19 protein-coding genes are annotated in these 15830 nt (G+C 43.7%); 16 read left to right on the top strand and 3 right to left on the bottom strand.

From position 1 onward, the window contains the following. Nucleotides 1–70: 70 nt before the first annotated feature. On the bottom strand, nt 71–991 hold the full coding sequence (gene ctaA / locus M1D94_RS13260) for a heme A synthase CtaA (RefSeq protein WP_021479351.1): 921 nt from the start codon (nt 989–991) through the stop codon (nt 71–73). A gap of 354 nt (nt 992–1345) precedes the next feature. On the opposite strand from ctaA, the gene cyoE reads away from it, so the two are divergent. The 6 genes from cyoE (at nt 1346) to ctaG (ending at nt 7352) form a co-directional block, all read left to right on the top strand. Next, a complete protein-coding gene (gene cyoE / locus M1D94_RS13255) occupies nt 1346–2263 on the top strand; it encodes a heme o synthase (protein ID WP_003232250.1) in 918 nt (305 codons plus the stop codon). Between the two features lie 239 nt (nt 2264–2502). After that, nucleotides 2503–3573 carry a cytochrome c oxidase subunit II gene (gene coxB, locus M1D94_RS13250; protein WP_014663859.1) on the top strand — a complete coding sequence of 357 codons (1071 nt, stop codon included), beginning with the start codon at nt 2503–2505 and terminating at the stop codon, nt 3571–3573. A gap of 32 nt (nt 3574–3605) precedes the next feature. Further along, complete coding sequence (gene ctaD / locus M1D94_RS13245) at nt 3606–5474, top strand: cytochrome c oxidase subunit I (protein WP_021479350.1); 1869 nt, start codon at nt 3606–3608, stop codon at nt 5472–5474. Further along, entirely contained in the window at nt 5474–6097 is a 624-nt protein-coding gene (ctaE, locus tag M1D94_RS13240; protein WP_038828405.1) for a cytochrome c oxidase subunit III, read from the top strand. The genes ctaD and ctaE overlap by 1 nt, the downstream gene beginning before the upstream one ends. Nucleotides 6098–6099: 2 nt before the next feature. Then, nucleotides 6100–6432: a cytochrome c oxidase subunit IVB gene (gene ctaF, locus M1D94_RS13235; RefSeq protein WP_003232242.1), complete on the top strand. Its 333-nt coding sequence runs from the start codon at nt 6100–6102 to the stop codon at nt 6430–6432. A gap of 26 nt (nt 6433–6458) precedes the next feature. Beyond that, nucleotides 6459–7352, top strand: a complete 894-nt coding sequence (gene ctaG / locus M1D94_RS13230; RefSeq protein ID WP_015715837.1) for a cytochrome c oxidase assembly factor CtaG — start codon at nt 6459–6461, stop codon at nt 7350–7352. A 31-nt stretch (nt 7353–7383) separates the two neighbouring features. Here the strand turns inward: ctaG and M1D94_RS13225 are convergent, their stop codons facing one another. Continuing rightward, complete coding sequence (locus M1D94_RS13225) at nt 7384–7746, bottom strand: YugN family protein (protein WP_003232238.1); 363 nt, start codon at nt 7744–7746, stop codon at nt 7384–7386. A gap of 139 nt (nt 7747–7885) precedes the next feature. Between M1D94_RS13225 and M1D94_RS13220 the strand changes: the two genes are divergently transcribed. The 8 genes from M1D94_RS13220 to coaD all read left to right on the top strand — a co-directional run bounded on the left by M1D94_RS13220 (nt 7886) and on the right by coaD (nt 12599). Beyond that, the gene (locus tag M1D94_RS13220; protein WP_003221362.1) at nt 7886–8332 is read left to right on the top strand and encodes a CBS domain-containing protein; all 447 of its coding nucleotides are present in this window, start codon (nt 7886–7888) and stop codon (nt 8330–8332) included. Nucleotides 8333–8415: 83 nt separating this feature from the next. Continuing rightward, the gene (locus tag M1D94_RS13215; RefSeq protein ID WP_041850862.1) at nt 8416–9456 is read left to right on the top strand and encodes a CAP domain-containing protein; all 1041 of its coding nucleotides are present in this window, start codon (nt 8416–8418) and stop codon (nt 9454–9456) included. Nucleotides 9457–9686: 230 nt separating this feature from the next. Further along, nucleotides 9687–10085, top strand: a complete 399-nt coding sequence (ylbD, locus tag M1D94_RS13210; RefSeq protein WP_032725642.1) for a YlbD family protein — start codon at nt 9687–9689, stop codon at nt 10083–10085. A gap of 15 nt (nt 10086–10100) precedes the next feature. Next, on the top strand, nt 10101–10340 hold the full coding sequence (locus tag M1D94_RS13205; RefSeq protein WP_003232231.1) for a YlbE-like family protein: 240 nt from the start codon (nt 10101–10103) through the stop codon (nt 10338–10340). 115 nt (nt 10341–10455) lie between these two features. After that, on the top strand, nt 10456–10905 hold the full coding sequence (ricF, locus tag M1D94_RS13200) for a regulatory iron-sulfur-containing complex subunit RicF (RefSeq protein WP_456270260.1): 450 nt from the start codon (nt 10456–10458) through the stop codon (nt 10903–10905). Between the two features lie 54 nt (nt 10906–10959). After that, nucleotides 10960–11232 (top strand): YlbG family protein, encoded by a 273-nt coding sequence (locus M1D94_RS13195; protein ID WP_009967171.1) that lies wholly within the window; start codon nt 10960–10962, stop codon nt 11230–11232. Nucleotides 11233–11554: 322 nt separating this feature from the next. Continuing rightward, the gene (rsmD, locus tag M1D94_RS13190) at nt 11555–12109 is read left to right on the top strand and encodes a 16S rRNA (guanine(966)-N(2))-methyltransferase RsmD (RefSeq protein ID WP_124073195.1); all 555 of its coding nucleotides are present in this window, start codon (nt 11555–11557) and stop codon (nt 12107–12109) included. 4 nt (nt 12110–12113) lie between these two features. Beyond that, on the top strand, nt 12114–12599 hold the full coding sequence (coaD, locus tag M1D94_RS13185) for a pantetheine-phosphate adenylyltransferase (RefSeq protein WP_003245283.1): 486 nt from the start codon (nt 12114–12116) through the stop codon (nt 12597–12599). A 10-nt stretch (nt 12600–12609) separates the two neighbouring features. Here coaD and spoVV read toward each other — a convergent pair whose 3' ends face one another. Next, entirely contained in the window at nt 12610–13836 is a 1227-nt protein-coding gene (gene spoVV, locus M1D94_RS13180) for a dipicolinic acid transporter SpoVV (protein WP_227057438.1), read from the bottom strand. A 180-nt stretch (nt 13837–14016) separates the two neighbouring features. On the opposite strand from spoVV, the gene M1D94_RS13175 reads away from it, so the two are divergent. Further along, nucleotides 14017–14799, top strand: coding sequence for a patatin family protein (locus M1D94_RS13175; RefSeq protein ID WP_064671351.1), 783 nt, complete (start codon nt 14017–14019; stop codon nt 14797–14799). A 1-nt stretch (nt 14800) separates the two neighbouring features. After that, complete coding sequence (gene ddcP / locus M1D94_RS13170; RefSeq protein ID WP_003245451.1) at nt 14801–15826, top strand: protease DdcP; 1026 nt, start codon at nt 14801–14803, stop codon at nt 15824–15826. Nucleotides 15827–15830: the final 4 nt, after the last annotated feature.

Below are 15830 nucleotides of genomic sequence, written 5' to 3'. Positions count from 1 at the left end.
TGAAACAATAAAGCGCCAAAACAAGACATGAAAAAAGACCAAAGCCGCCTAAGGCTTTGGTCTTGAGTCCTTATGATTGCCTGGATTCGTAACGGAAACGAGCAATCAATAATAAGAAGTAGCATAGAACGCCAAACAGACAGGCAATAAAGAACGAGTGGGCAAGTGCAAAGCCCAGAGCCAGTTCAGAGTATACGATCATAATCCCGGACAGTGCCTGTAATGTAATGAAAATAAGACATGAGATCCATCCCCAAAAGATCTGTTTTTGATCTTTATAGGAGATAATAGCATGAACAGCGGCAACAATAATCCATACAAATAACAGTAAGGCTGCTGCTCTGTGGCCCATTTGCACCCATTCATGGAATTGGGTCGGAAGTCCATTGTTCAGCGGGCTGCACAGCGGCACATCAGGACATGCCAGACTTGATTCAGTGTGTCTTACATATGCGCCTGTATACACAACGATATAGGAATATATTAAAATTCCTATCATGTGAAATTGCATCTTTTTGCCGATTTGAAGCGGCTTAACCAGTGTTCTGACTGATTTATCAGCTTCAAATATGAGCAATGTCAAAATAAGCACTGAAGCAAAAGAAATTAATGAGATGCCGAAGTGAAGCGCCATAATCAGCGCGTTCGAACCGAATACGACAGCCAATGCGCCAAGCAATGCCTGAAGAAATAAAAAGATAATTGACATGATCGCGAGAAACGTTGTTTCACGGAAAATCGGCGTGATTTTTCTCCATGACCAAAACGCAAGGCTTAGCACAAGGACAATAGAGATTCCGCTTGCGAATCGGTGGCTCCATTCAATAATTGAAGCCGGATTCAGTTCAGGGAAAAAACGGCCGTGACACAGCGGCCACTGTCTGCCGCATCCTTGGCCGGAACCTGTTTTTGTAACGAGGGCACCCCCGATTAAAACAATTAGCATGACAAATGTCGTCAGAACACCGAGAGCTTTTAATGCTTTATTCATACAATATTCACCTTCTCAACATACTGCTGCAATTTTATATACGTTCCAAGTGTAAGCGAATATGTGTTTTGTGGCAATTCCCAGAGCCTTTTGTTCACAAAAATATAATAGAATGACGGCTTCTGGAAAATGTACACTTGATTATTCATGCCGGGTCTGATAGAAATAAGGTAAACGTAATGCCGATTTGGAGATTGCCTTCATCTTTGGTAAAATTCATAAAAAGTTCACAAATAAATTCCTGTTTGTCGTTTAATATTTAATAGGATGTTTTTTTACAAGATGTTATCTTGTATGATAGAGTTGCAGGTTATTTTATTCTCCTGCGTTAGGTTTGTAAGGGAGGTTTACGTTATGGCTAACTCCAGAATCTTAAATGATACAGCTATAGACGGACAAATTGAAGAAACAACGGCATGGAAAGATTTTCTGTCCCTTATTAAAATAGGGATCGTCAATTCTAACCTCATCACGACTTTCACTGGAATGTGGCTTGCACTGCATATTTCCGGTTTAAGTTTTTTAGGCAATATAAACACCGTTCTTCTTACGTTAATCGGGTCTTCACTGATTATTGCGGGCTCCTGTGCGATCAATAACTGGTATGACCGGGACATTGACCATCTTATGGAGCGTACGAAAGTAAGACCGACGGTTACGGGTAAAATTCAGCCGAGTCAGGCGTTATGGTCTGGAATTTTGCTGGTTGCTTTAGGATTGATCATGCTGCTGATGACAACTGTCATGGCTGCTGTTATCGGTTTTATCGGAGTCTTTACGTATGTTGTATTGTACACAATGTGGACGAAACGCCGCTATACGATTAACACAGTAGTAGGAAGCGTTTCCGGTGCAGTGCCGCCGCTTATTGGATGGACGGCAGTGGAAGGGAATATCGGTGTCGTAGCATGGGTGTTATTCATGATTTTATTTATTTGGCAGATTCCTCACTTCTTAGCATTGGCTATCAAGAAAACTGAGGATTACAGAGCTGCAAATATTCCGATGCTTCCTGTCGTATATGGTTTTGAAGTGACAAAAAGACAAATTATTGTGTGGGTTGCGTGCCTGATGCCGCTTCCGTTTTTCCTTGGTAGCCTGGGTCTTCCGATTGTCATTCTCGGCTTGCTGTTAAATATCGGCTGGCTGATTCTTGGCTTAATGGGATTCCGCTCCAAGAATATCATGAAGTGGGCAACGCAGATGTTCGTTTACTCGCTTAACTACATGACAATCTATTTCGTTGCCATGGTTGTCTTGACGCTTTTCTAAAAAATAGATATGATGCTTGTTTTATCGCTTCAAAATAAACGATGACAACTAGTAAATGCCGCCTTGACCTCTTGTTTAATCAGGCGGCTTTACTTTTATACATAGATGGCATTTTGAGTAAAAAAACTCATAATTTAAGAGAAGAGGAAATGTAAGTGCTTTATTGGTGATAGGTTGGATGGCGATAGATTTCGATCCGCTTTCCGCCTTTGTATTGACCAGAAAAGGGGTTGGGTGAAATGGTAAAGCATTGGCGTCTTATTTTATTATTAGCCTTAGTGCCGCTTCTATTAAGCGGATGTGGAAAACCTTTTTTATCCACGCTCAAGCCTGCTGGCGAGGTGGCTGATAAACAGTATGACCTGACAGTGCTCAGCACATTGATTATGGTGGTTGTTGTTGCAGTAGTATCTGTTATCTTCTTTTATGTGATTGTGAGATTCAGAAGATCACGGGTCGGTGAGAACACGATACCGAAACAGGTAGAGGGGAATAAATTTTTAGAAATCACATGGACCGTGATCCCGATTTTGCTGCTCATTATTCTTGTGATTCCTGTTGTATTATATACGCTGGAGCTAGCGGACACATCACCAATGGATAAGAAAGGCCGCAAAGCTGAGGATGCTCTTGTAGTCAATGTTAGGGCAAATTTATACTGGTGGGAGTTTGAGTACCCTGATTACGGCATTATCACAAGCCAGGAGCTGATTGTACCGACAGATCAGCGTGTATATTTTAATTTAAAAGCCTCTGATGTAAAACATTCCTTCTGGATTCCTTCAGTTGGAGGAAAACTTGATACGAATACGGATAATGAAAATAAGTTCTTCCTGACATTTGATTCAAAACGAAGCAAAGAGGCAGGAGATATGTTTTTTGGGAAGTGTGCAGAGCTTTGCGGCCCTTCACATGCCCTGATGGATTTTAAGGTGAAGACGATGTCTGCAAAGGAATTTCAGGGCTGGACAAAAGAAATGAAAAACTATAAATCTACAGCAGAGAGCGATTTGGCTAAGCAGGGTGAAGAACTGTTTAAAGAGAAAAACTGCCTGAGCTGCCATGCGGTAGAGCCGAATGATAAGCGTGCAGAAGCCGCTAGAACGGCACCTAACTTGGCGACCTTCGGTGAAAGGACAAAAGTGGCAGGGGTGAAAGAGGCCAACAAAGAAAATGTGAAGGCTTGGCTGAAGGACCCTGACAGCATAAAGCCGGGGAACAAAATGACAGGCACATATCCAAAGCTCTCAGACAGCGAAACAGATGCGCTTTATGAATACTTAAAAGGCTTAAAAGCGGAAAGCAAGTAGGGAAGAAAGGGAGATATTGGGGGAGGTCACATATGTTGAATGCGCTTACAGAAAAGCGGACGCGCGGATCTATGCTTTGGGATTATTTGACGACGGTGGACCATAAAAAAATCGCGATTCTTTATTTAGTAGCAGGGGGATTCTTCTTTCTTGTCGGGGGAATTGAAGCGATGTTTATCAGAATTCAGCTTGCAAAGCCGGAAAATGCGTTTCTCAGTGCTCAAGCGTACAATGAAGTAATGACTATGCACGGAACGACGATGATCTTTCTGGCTGCGATGCCGCTCTTATTTGCCTTGATGAATGCGGTTGTGCCTTTGCAGATCGGGGCTCGGGACGTTTCGTTTCCATTTTTAAACGCGCTTGGTTTTTGGCTCTTCTTTTTCGGGGGCATTTTCTTAAATCTAAGCTGGTTTTTGGGCGGAGCGCCAGATGCGGGCTGGACGTCATATGCCTCACTTTCGCTTCATTCTAAAGGGCACGGCATAGACTTTTTCGTCCTCGGACTCCAAATATCGGGGCTCGGGACGCTGATAGCCGGGATTAACTTTTTGGCCACGATTATCAACATGAGGGCTCCGGGCATGACGTATATGAGGCTGCCTTTGTTTACATGGACGACATTTGTGGCCTCGGCATTGATTTTGTTCGCGTTTCCGCCGCTTACGGTTGGATTGGCTCTCATGATGCTGGATCGGCTGTTCGGAACCAATTTCTTTAATCCGGAGCTTGGCGGAAATACGGTCATTTGGGAACATTTATTTTGGATCTTCGGCCACCCGGAGGTTTATATCCTAATTTTGCCTGCATTTGGTATTTTTTCTGAGGTCATCCCTGTGTTCGCCAGAAAGCGTTTGTTTGGCTATTCTTCAATGGTTTTTGCAATCGTGCTCATCGGCTTTCTGGGCTTTATGGTTTGGGTGCACCACATGTTCACGACTGGTCTCGGCCCGATTGCAAATGCGATTTTTGCGGTTGCAACAATGGCTATCGCGATTCCGACCGGGATTAAGATTTTTAACTGGCTGTTGACGATTTGGGGAGGAAATGTGAAGTATACAACCGCTATGCTGTATGCTGTCTCATTTATTCCATCCTTTGTGCTCGGCGGTGTGACGGGAGTCATGCTGGCAGCTGCTGCGGCTGATTATCAGTTCCATGATACGTATTTTGTGGTTGCGCACTTCCACTACGTCATTATTGGCGGCGTTGTATTCGGCCTTTTAGCCGGTGTTCATTTCTGGTGGCCGAAAATGTTCGGTAAAATTCTGCATGAAACGATGGGGAAAATTTCATTTGTATTGTTTTTTATCGGCTTTCACCTCACGTTTTTCATTCAGCATTTTGTCGGCTTAATGGGGATGCCGCGCCGGGTTTATACGTTTTTGCCAGGACAGGGTCTGGAAACCGGCAACTTGATCAGTACAATCGGGGCGTTTTTTATGGCGGCAGCTGTTATTCTTCTGCTGGTCAATGTCATATGGACATCGGTAAAAGGTGAATATGTAGGTGCTGATCCATGGCATGACGGACGTACGCTGGAATGGACCGTTTCTTCACCGCCGCCGGAGTATAACTTTAAACAGCTTCCTTTTGTCAGAGGACTTGATCCATTTTGGATTGAGAAGCAGGCAGGGCACGAATCAATGACGCCGGCGGAACCGGTTGATGATATTCATATGCCAAACGGCTCAATCCTGCCGCTCGTCATTTCCTTCGGCCTTTTTGTCGCAGCGTTCGGGCTGCTGTACAGAAGTGATTACGCTTGGGGCCTGCCGGTGATCTTTATCGGGCTCGGCATCACATTTATTACGATGCTGCTTCGTTCAGTAATTGATGATCACGGCTATCATATTCATAAAGAGGAACTGCCGAACGATGATAAAGGGGTGAAGGCATAATGCAAGTTCAAGAAAAATTCACCGCAGAAACCTTTCCAGCTTCTCCTGAAAAAGTAACCCTGGAAGGGAAAAATAAATTTTTAGGCTTTTGGCTTTTTCTTGGCGGAGAGACTGTTCTGTTTGCGTCTCTCTTCGCCACGTTTCTTGCGCTTCGGAATTCAAATGCCGGTGATCCGCCTACGACGGAAATGTTCGATGTGACACTTGTATTCATTGCCACAATGCTTCTATTAACGAGCAGTTTAACGAGTGTGTACGCGATGTACCACATGAAGAACTTTTCCTTCGGCAAGATGCAGCTTTGGCTGGGAATTACGATTTTATTGGGGGCGGGCTTTTTAGGACTGGAAATCTATGAGTTCAAGCATTACACCCATGAATTTGGCTTTACCATCACAAGCTCTGCCCTTGGTTCTGCGTTTTACACGCTTGTCGGTACACACGGCGCCCACGTGGCATTTGGGCTTTTGTGGATCAGCACGCTTATGATCCGCAATGCCAAGAGAGGGCTGAATCTGTATACGGCGCCTAAGTTTTACGTTGCCAGCCTTTATTGGCACTTTATTGATGTCGTGTGGGTCTTCATCTTTACCGTTGTATATTTAATGGGGATGGTGGGATAAACATGGTCGATAAAAAAAGCAGAGGGCATATCAATAGCGACCTTGAATTTAAGAAAAAAAAGCATGCCCGAGAGATGAAATATCAAGTCCTGTCTTTTGGTTTAATGATCGGTCTTACGATTGTTGCATTTCTGACTGTGGCCACGGACGGTGTCGGCAGCTGGTTTACGATTCCTTTCATTATTTTGCTAGCTGCAATTCAAGTCATCTTTCAGCTGTATTATTTCATGCATATGAATCAGAAAGGGCATGAGGCGCCGGCACTGTTTTTGTATTCAGGGGTGTTTGTCGCGTTTATCACTGTGCTTGCGTTTGTGACAATTATATGGTGGTAATTTGAACAGCCGCCGGAGGTGAAGAAATGAATCAGTTGGAGATATTTGGGTTTCGCGCGATGTGGAGCCCTTATCTTTTTTGTATCCTGTTAGGCATTACGGCGCTTTATCTCTATTTTTACAGGCGAATGTCTTCAAAGCCAAATCGAATAACTGGTAAAGAGATGGTATGCTTTCTGTCGGCGATGCTGTTTTTATATGCAGCCGAGGGAAGCCCGGTTGATCTGCTCGGACATATTATGTTCAGCGCACATATGGTGCAGATGGCCGTCCTGTATTTGGTTGTCCCGCCGCTGTTAATCGCGGGAATTCCTGCATGGCTCTGGGAAAAAATCATTTTCAGGCCTTCAATCAAACCGTTTTTTTCCTTTTTTACGACGCCTTTAATTGCTTTGCTTTTGTTTAACGGCATTTTTTCTTTATATCATGTACCGCTTATATTTGATACTGTCAAAACGGATCCGTTTTACCATACATTAATCACTTGGCTTATCTTTGTGCTTGCGTTCTTCATGTGGTGGCCGCTTGTTCATAAGGTTGAGCGTCTACGGCAGCTCAGCGGCTTGATGAAGCTGGGTTATATTATGGCGGACGGTATGCTGCTCACACCTGCTTGCGCCTTGATCATGTTCAGCGGTGCACCGTTATACGCCACCTATACAGATCCGGCTTTATGGGCTGAGGCAATGAGGCTTTGTGTGCCAGCGGATATGATGGGGCAGGTCCCATTAACAGGGCCAGAGATGTTGAATACACTGCCTTTGTTAGAGGATCAGCAGCTCGGAGCAGTCATGATGAAAATCATTCAGGAAATTGTGTACGGTACTTTTTTGGCCATTATTTTTTTCCAATGGGTGAAGAAAGAAAGGGAAAAGGACGGGCAGGAGGAGCCGCCGTATATTCAGCAGACGATATCATAAAAGGTACAGCGAAATATGCTGTACCTTTTCGTTACATTTGAACTGTTTTTAACATGTTGGCTATGTCCTGAATCAGTGCCTTGCTTTTTGTCACAACCTGTACGGGAAACTCTTCCGTTTCTCCATATTCTACTCCATGAGGGTAATAATGCTTTCCTAGGAGAGGGGACATTAATTGAATCACGGCGCGCCCGCTTCCGACATCGCCTTCTGCCGCAATACCTTGTATCCGCAGGTAAAACGTACCCTCAATCGTCGAAAACTTCTTGTCATAGGTGACTCTCTCGTAATCCCATTGACCCGCTCTGATAAGACCTTTGCTTTCCATTAAGTCGTCTAGCCAGCTGAGCTCAGCCTTAACCCCTTCAAGTCCGCTTTCAGTAAACTTCAACACTGACCCCTCCTTATAAAAATTACCTTTCCTGACAATCATAGTATGAAAGCGTTAAACTTTCAATGAATCTTCTTCTTTTGAAAGTATGCAAAAATTAAATTTTGACGACAATAGCACTAGACTAAAGGAGGTTAAACGGATGACAAAAATAAAAGATCTGATGACAGCCGACTTGCAATATTGCACGGTATTAGATAATGTATATGAAGCTGCAGTAAAGATGAAGGACGCAAATGTAGGAGCGATTCCGGTAGTTGATGAGGACGGGGAAACATTGGTCGGCATCGTAACCGACCGCGATCTCGTATTAAGAGGAATCGCCATCAAAAAACCGAACTCGCAAAAAATCACTGACGCGATGACTGAAAAACCTGTCAGTGTGGAGGAAGATGCTTCAGTCGATGAGGTTCTTCATTTGATGGCATCGCATCAGCTCAGAAGGATACCAGTTACAAAAAATAAAAAACTGACTGGAATTGTCACGCTTGGTGATCTTTCTTTATCTGAGCAAACGAATGAACGTGCCGGCAGCGCCTTATCGGATATTTCCGAAGGTGATAATAGAGAAGAAGGCTTTTTTCATTAACACATAAATCTTTGACATGTTAAATAGGCTGTATTGTAATGGGATGTAAACAAGAGATTGTGAATCGCCACGGGGGTGATAGATTGAAAAATATATTGAGAGCAATGGTTATCCTTTTGATTATCTGCGGAACTTATGTTCTGTTTATTCAATATGGATCTGTTCCTGAAAAGAAATCAAATGACAGCGAGCCTCAGGTGTCGAATGAGGAAGCGCAAAGCGGCAAACGAATACATATGCCGACTTCAGGGTTATTGTCCTTCATGGGCAAGCCCGCCGATGAAGTAACGAAAAAGCTTGGGGAACCTGAACGTATTGACCCTTCGGCTTATGATTACGATTGGTGGGTATACAATCAAGGTAAGGATCAATATATCCAAATCGGGGTATTAAACAATAAAGTGGTCACATTATTCGCGTCGGGTAATGATATTAACGCCAAGCCTTTCAAAATTGGAGAATCAACTGGCGATGTATTCAAGACCACCCAGGTGGCACCATTTGTGAATGTAGAGTATAAAGGAAATTCCTATCGGTTTGAATTTTCTGAAGAAGATATCAATACAAGACCGACTGTAAAGGTAGGAAAGATGTATGTCCAGCTGTATATGGACAAATTTGAGGGGAAGCTATCCAGCATTAGGGCGTTTGATGCGCAGACCTTTGTAAAGCAAAGACCTTATGAGGTAGTGTACCGCGGGGAATTAATTAAACCGAAAGCCGTTTCAGATGAGAAATGGAAAAAGATCCAAACAACGAGCGAAAAGCAAATCCTTGATTTGACGAATGTCATACGCGTTAAACATGGACTTGCGAAGCTTGAATGGGATCAGCCAACGGCGGAGGTGGCGTTTGGACATAGTGAGGATATGAAGGAAAATAATTATTTCTCCCATGTCTCTAAAAAATACGGCTCGCTGAAAGACCGCTTAGAAGAAGGGCATGTTGACTTTCAGCAAGCGGGAGAAAATATCGCATACAATTATGTGGACGGACCGGCCGCTGTAGAAGGCTGGCTGAATAGCGAAGGCCATCGAAAAGCGCTTCTGAATTCAGATTATACGCATCTTGGAGTAGGAGTAGACCGAAAATATTACACCCAAAATTTTATTAAACGATGGTAATGAAAGCCGCGGACGAATGGTCCCGGCTTTTTCTATTTCCATACAAACTGGTCTGAATGAATGTGCTGATAGCTTACAGATAAGGCCGTTTCCAATTCCTTCAGTCAGGCTTTTTCACCAGTGTATAGGGATATCGGTAAAAATTCATTTGGGAATGAATATAGGCGAACACAATGCCCGACAAAACGATACATTGTAGTAGGTAACGATTTTCGGAGGGGGTGAGGATTGTGGCGAATCAACATGCCAATCATTCAATCAATGACTTTAAACAATTCGTCAAAAAGCATCCCAAGCTGATAAAAGAAGTGCGCAAAGAACAAAGAAGCTGGCAGGACGTATATGAAAATTGGGTCCTCTTCGGGGAGAGCGACCCGATTTGGGATCCGTATCGGGAACCGGAAGCAGCTGCTGAAGCTGTGCCTGAAACACCGCAAAAAAATGATTTTGTCTCGAAAATGGTGACAGCGGTGAAAAAGATGGATGTCAATCAAATGAACGAACAAATCAATAAAATGAGCCAGTCGATCTCATCGTTGCAAAGCCTTCTTAATACATTTTCCGGAAGCGGACAGAAGCATTCTCAGCCAGGTTCTGGACAGCATCCTTTTTCTTTTCGAAAGGATTAAAAAAGGGGAGCTCATATGCGCAAAGAGGTTCAGGAATATATTTTAGCAAACGAAGAACGGAAACGATTCATCAGAGAACAGCCGATATGGTACCGCAGGCTTTCAAGAAAACCGGATGATCTGTCCTCCTTTCAGCTTGAAATGATGAATTTTTATGAAAAAACCATTCCGCATCGGGTGAATCAGTTTACGAACGGGATTCAAATGGCGCAAATGATGATGCAAATGTTTCAAGCGATGCGGACAAAAGATTAAAAGACCCTGAAAAAGGGTCTTTTTTCGTGCGGTCATAAGGTTTTGTTGGCGGCTGCGGTTAAGCATTTTCCAATTGGCTGGTTTCATGGTAAACTAACAACTGGAGGTGCATGTTATGTATGCGACGATGGAATCCGTGCTGCTTCAAAGTGAAGCTCAGCAGCTTGCCGAGATGATTCTGCAGTCGGAGACGGCTGAGAACTACCGCAATTGTTACAAGCGTCTCCAGGAAGATGAAGAGGCAGGTCGGATTATTCGTTCTTTTATCAAAATAAAAGAGCAGTATGAGGATGTACAGCGTTTTGGCAAATATCATCCTGACTATAGAGAAATATCCCGGAAAATGAGGGAGATCAAACGTGAGCTGGACCTGAACGACAAGGTGGCTGACTTCAAGAGAGCTGAAAATGAGCTCCAGTCCATTCTTGATGAGGTCAGCGTTGAGATTGGGACAGCTGTTTCGGAGCATGTGAAAGTTCCGACTGGGAACCCTTATTTTGACGGTTTGTCTTCATGCGGAGGCGGCTGCGGTTCAGGCGGAAGCTGCGGATGTAAAGTGTCCTGACGAGACTGGCCGTCTCGTCTTTTACATATAAGAGAAAACAGGCAGGTGATTGTATTGGAGAATAGGCGCCAGGGCATGGTTGTGTATCTGCACTCCCTAAAGCAGAGCAAAATGCTGAGGAAGTTCGGGAATGTGCACTATGTATCAAAACGATTAAAATATGTCGTACTGTACTGTGATATGGACCAAATTGAAAAAACAATGGACAAGATTGCGTCTTACTCATTTGTGAAAAAAGTGGAGCCTTCTTATAAACCGTTTTTAAAATTGGAATTCGAGTCAAAGCTTGATAAGGCAAAAGAATACGATTATAAAATCGGCATATAGCTATAAAAAAATCCCCGCAGGCATCTGCGGGGTCCTTCTATTCCTTAATATGTTAAGGAGAAGGCAAAGGGAGAGGAGAAACCGGAGGAAGAACTTATGGGGAAACGTAAGTCTTCTCCGCGGTTGGCAACAACATCCTCTAGATGCTGTTGCTTATAGTATGGACAAGGATGATTCTGCTTATACACCTGTTTATCAAGATTAGCGTTCATTGTTTGGAAGAATGCTTTATGTTAAGATAGGATTGATTTTTTTCTATGTACATAGCGGCGTCCGGCCGAATAAAGAAACAAAATAGCTTTTAGAAAAAGTGGTGTGGAACATGAGAGTAATTTCTGGATCAAAAAAAGGCCGTTCACTAAAGGCTGTACCCGGAACATCAACAAGACCGACAACCGATAAAGTGAAGGAATCCATTTTCAATATGATCGGCCCTTATTTTGACGGGGGCATGGGACTTGACTTATTCGCAGGGAGCGGAGGACTTGGAATCGAAGCGCTTTCACGCGGGTTTGAGCATTGTATATTCGTTGACCGTGATTTTAAAGCGATTCAAACGGTAAAATCTAATTTGAAAACGCTGGAGCTTACAAAACAAGCACAGGTATACCGCAATGATGCGGAACGTGCTTTGCACGCTGCTGCTAAAAGAGAAACCGGCTTTCGCGGAATTTTTCTCGATCCGCCGTATAAGGAACAAAAGCTGAACGCGCTTTTAACGATGATTGACGAATGTCAAATGCTGGAAGAAGACGGCTTTATCGTCGCTGAGCATGACAGAGAGGTCGAGCTTCCCGAAACCGTAGGAGATCTTGTGATGACAAGAAAAGAAACCTATGGGTTAACAGGTGTGACGATTTATAAAAAGAGGGGGTAGTGAGGTGGCGAGTATAGCTGTCTGTCCCGGCAGTTTTGATCCGGTGACCTACGGGCATTTGGACATCATCAAACGCGGGGCGCATATTTTTGAACAAGTGTATGTATGTGTGCTGAATAATTCTTCAAAAAAGCCTTTGTTCAGTGTGGAAGAACGGTGTGAGCTTCTGAGAGAAGTGACAAAAGACATTCCGAACATAACAGTTGAAACATCGCAAGGCCTGTTAATTGATTATGCAAAAAGAAAAAATGCGAAAGCGATTTTAAGAGGCTTGAGAGCTGTATCTGATTTTGAATACGAGATGCAGGGGACATCAGTAAACCGTGTGCTTGATGAATCCATTGAGACGTTTTTTATGATGACAAACAATCAATATTCGTTTCTAAGTTCAAGCATCGTAAAAGAAGTGGCGAGATACAACGGCTCAGTATCAGAGTTTGTACCGCCGGAAGTAGAGCTGGCGCTTCAGCAAAAATTCAGACAAGGATGAGGGTTTTGACTCATCCTTTTTTTGTTCCGTTTGTCAGTCTGTAAGAAAAAATGATAATGTACGTAAACAGCGCGCATAGTGTGACTGTAGGTCCGATCTGCACAAGCAGATTCCAGCCGTTTATAAAGGCAGTTGGCATGTCACTGCTGTTAAGAGATTTAAATACATACTGATATGGATCATGCCATGCCGTGTAAAGAGGTTTCCATAAAAGCATGACGAAGACAGCGGCATAAACGCCCTGCAGCAAACGTGCGATAAAGAATGGTTTAAATCTAATGTCGGTTTCCGATAAAATACCTGCCACCTGAGCTTGTACGGAAAAGCCGCTAAACCCGAGAATAAAGCTGACGATAATGGCTTTTTGCAGAAGAGAAACATCTGTCTCGCTGACAAGCTTGCTGCCTAATGTAATTTCAAACATCCCTGATAAAAGCGGAATGTCCAATTGAGTCGGAAGCTGAAACAAAGTCAGTGCTCCTTTTGTGAAAACAGACAAAACATCAGTCAGCTGGACCACTGACAACAGTCGATTGAAGACAGAAAATAAAATAATAAAGCCGCCTACCATAAGAAGCGTTTGAACAGAAGACGTCACGGCGTCGCCTAAAATTTTACCCAAGGGCCGTTTTTCTGCAAGTCTGGCGGTATGAAGAGCGTGTAAAGCATCTTTGACTGAAGGGAAAGGTATCGTTTTCTTTCTTCTGAGTTGCTGCTCTTCCTTGCGGCCATAGGAACGCATTGTTAAACCGACAGCCAGATTCCCTAAATAGTGTGCAGAAGCTAATAAAATGCCTAGTGATGCGTTTTGAAAGAAACCGACGGCAACAGCGCCGAAAATAAAGAGCGGGTTTGAAGAATTGGTAAACGACGCGAGCCGTTCTGCCTCTACTCTTGAAATCTGATTTTCCTGCCGCAGACGGGCAGTGAGTTTTGCTCCCGCTGGGTTTCCTGATGCCATTCCCATAGCAAGAACGAAGCCGCCGACACCCGGCACGCGAAAGATCGGCCGCATAAAAGGCTCAAGCAAAACACCGACAAATCGCACAATACCAAAGCCGATTAAGAGTTCGGACAGAATAAAAAATGGCAGCAATGACGGAAACACAACCTCCCACCACATAGACAGCCCGGTTTTAGAGGCTTCGAATGAGGCCTGTGGATGTGAGATGACAGTCGCTGTTAAAAAAAGAAAAAACGAGGCAATCAAAAGTGTATTAATCTTCGACAAGTTCATTCTTACCTCCCCGATGCTAAAAATGCCCAATGACATGTATATCATGATAAAATAATGTATGATGTAAAACGGCCAAGCAGTACCTGTCCTCTTGATTCTTTGTACTAATATACGAGCATAGGGGTTCAGTTTAGACCATAGAATTCGGTATACAGGGAATTCAGGCAGGAGGTTAACGCTTTGGCCAAACCTAAAATCGGGTTAGCGTTAGGATCGGGAGGGGCCAGAGGGCTTGCTCATCTCGGTGTGCTTTCCAGTTTACATAAGCACCAAATTGAAGTGGATATGATTGCAGGAAGCAGCATGGGCGCTTTGGTGGGCAGTTTTTACGCCGCCGGACATGACGTGGCAACGATGAAAAAAGTAGCCAAAGCCTTTAAACGAAGGCTTTATGCTGATTATACGGTTCCGAAACTCGGTTTTTTAAAAGGTGACCGCGTCAGACAGCTTGTGCATGCTTATACATTCGGAAAACCGATTGAAGAGCTCCAAATCCCGCTGGGCATTGTTGCGTGTGATCTACAGACGGGAGAAAAGATTGTGTTCCGAAAAGGATCAGTGTCAGATGCAGTGAGGGCCAGCATCAGCATCCCGGGTATCTTTATTCCGCAGCGGCTGGACGGACGCCTTCTTGTAGACGGCGCGGTCGTCGATCGAATTCCGGTTTCTGTTGTGAAAGACATGGGAGCTGATATTATCATCGCTTCGGATGTTTCCAGGGTTCGAAAAACTGAAACAGCAGTGCATATTTTTGATGTGATTATGCAAAGTATGGATATACTGCAAAATGAATTAGTGCGGCATCAAACAATTGCCGCAGATATCATGATTCGCCCTTCCCTTGAAACATACAGCTCAAGCTCGTTTGCCAATATTGAAGAAATGATATTGGCAGGCGAAGAGGCGACAAACCGAATGATCAGCAAGATAAGAAAAGAAATAGAGAATTGGGAGGGCTCATAATTTGCTACGTAAAAAACATTTTAGCTGGATGCTCGTCATCCTCATACTGATCGCCGTTTTATCATTTATAAAACTTCCATACTATATTACAAAACCGGGAGAAGCGACAGAGCTTGCTTCATTGATAAAAGTGGAGGGAGGCTACCCGGAAAAAGGAAGCCTGTCCTTAATGACTGTTAAAGTGGGACCGGCTAATCCGTTTACATATGTGTGGGCAAAGATGCACCCTTATTATGAAATTGTTCCTGATGAGAGCATTAAGGAGGAAGGCGAGTCAGATAAGGAGTATATGAAAAGACAGCTCCAAATGATGAAAAGCTCGCAAGAAAATGCGGTTATAGCCGCCTATCAAAAGGCAGGAAAAAAAGTCAGCTATTCCTTTAACGGCATATACGCAAGCTCTGTTGTAGAAAACATGCCGGCAAAAGGGAAAATAGAAGTCGGTGATAAAATCATCAGCGCAGACGGCAAAAACTATCAGTCTGCTGAAAAGCTAATTGATTATATCAGCAGCAAAAAAGCGGGAGATAAAGTCACGTTAAAGATCGAAAGAGAAGAAAAAGAAAAGCGTGTCACCCTTACGTTAAAACAATTTCCTGATGAGCCGGATCGGGCAGGAATCGGAGTTTCGCTTTATACAGACAGAAACGTGAAGGTAGAGCCTGATATTGATTTTGAAATTGAAAATATTGGCGGCCCGTCAGCAGGGTTAATGATGTCCCTTGAAATCTATAATCAGCTGACAAAACCAGACGAAACAAAAGGCTACGATATTGCGGGAACAGGTACCATTGATGTTGATGGGAAAGTAGGCCCGATCGGCGGCATTGATCAAAAAGTCGTCGCCGCAGACAAAGCCGGAAAAGACATTTTCTTCGCGCCAAATCAAAACGGCGCCAGCAATTCCGATTATAAGAACGCAGTAAAAACAGCAAAAGATATTGATTCAAATATGAAGATTGTGCCTGTTGATACCATGCAGGATGCGATTGATTATTTGAATAAGCTGAAAGCGAAAAGCACCTGATTCT

The organism is Bacillus sp. JZ109 (assembly GCF_053903135.1).
This window is presented reverse-complemented; position numbering and strand designations above follow the sequence as displayed.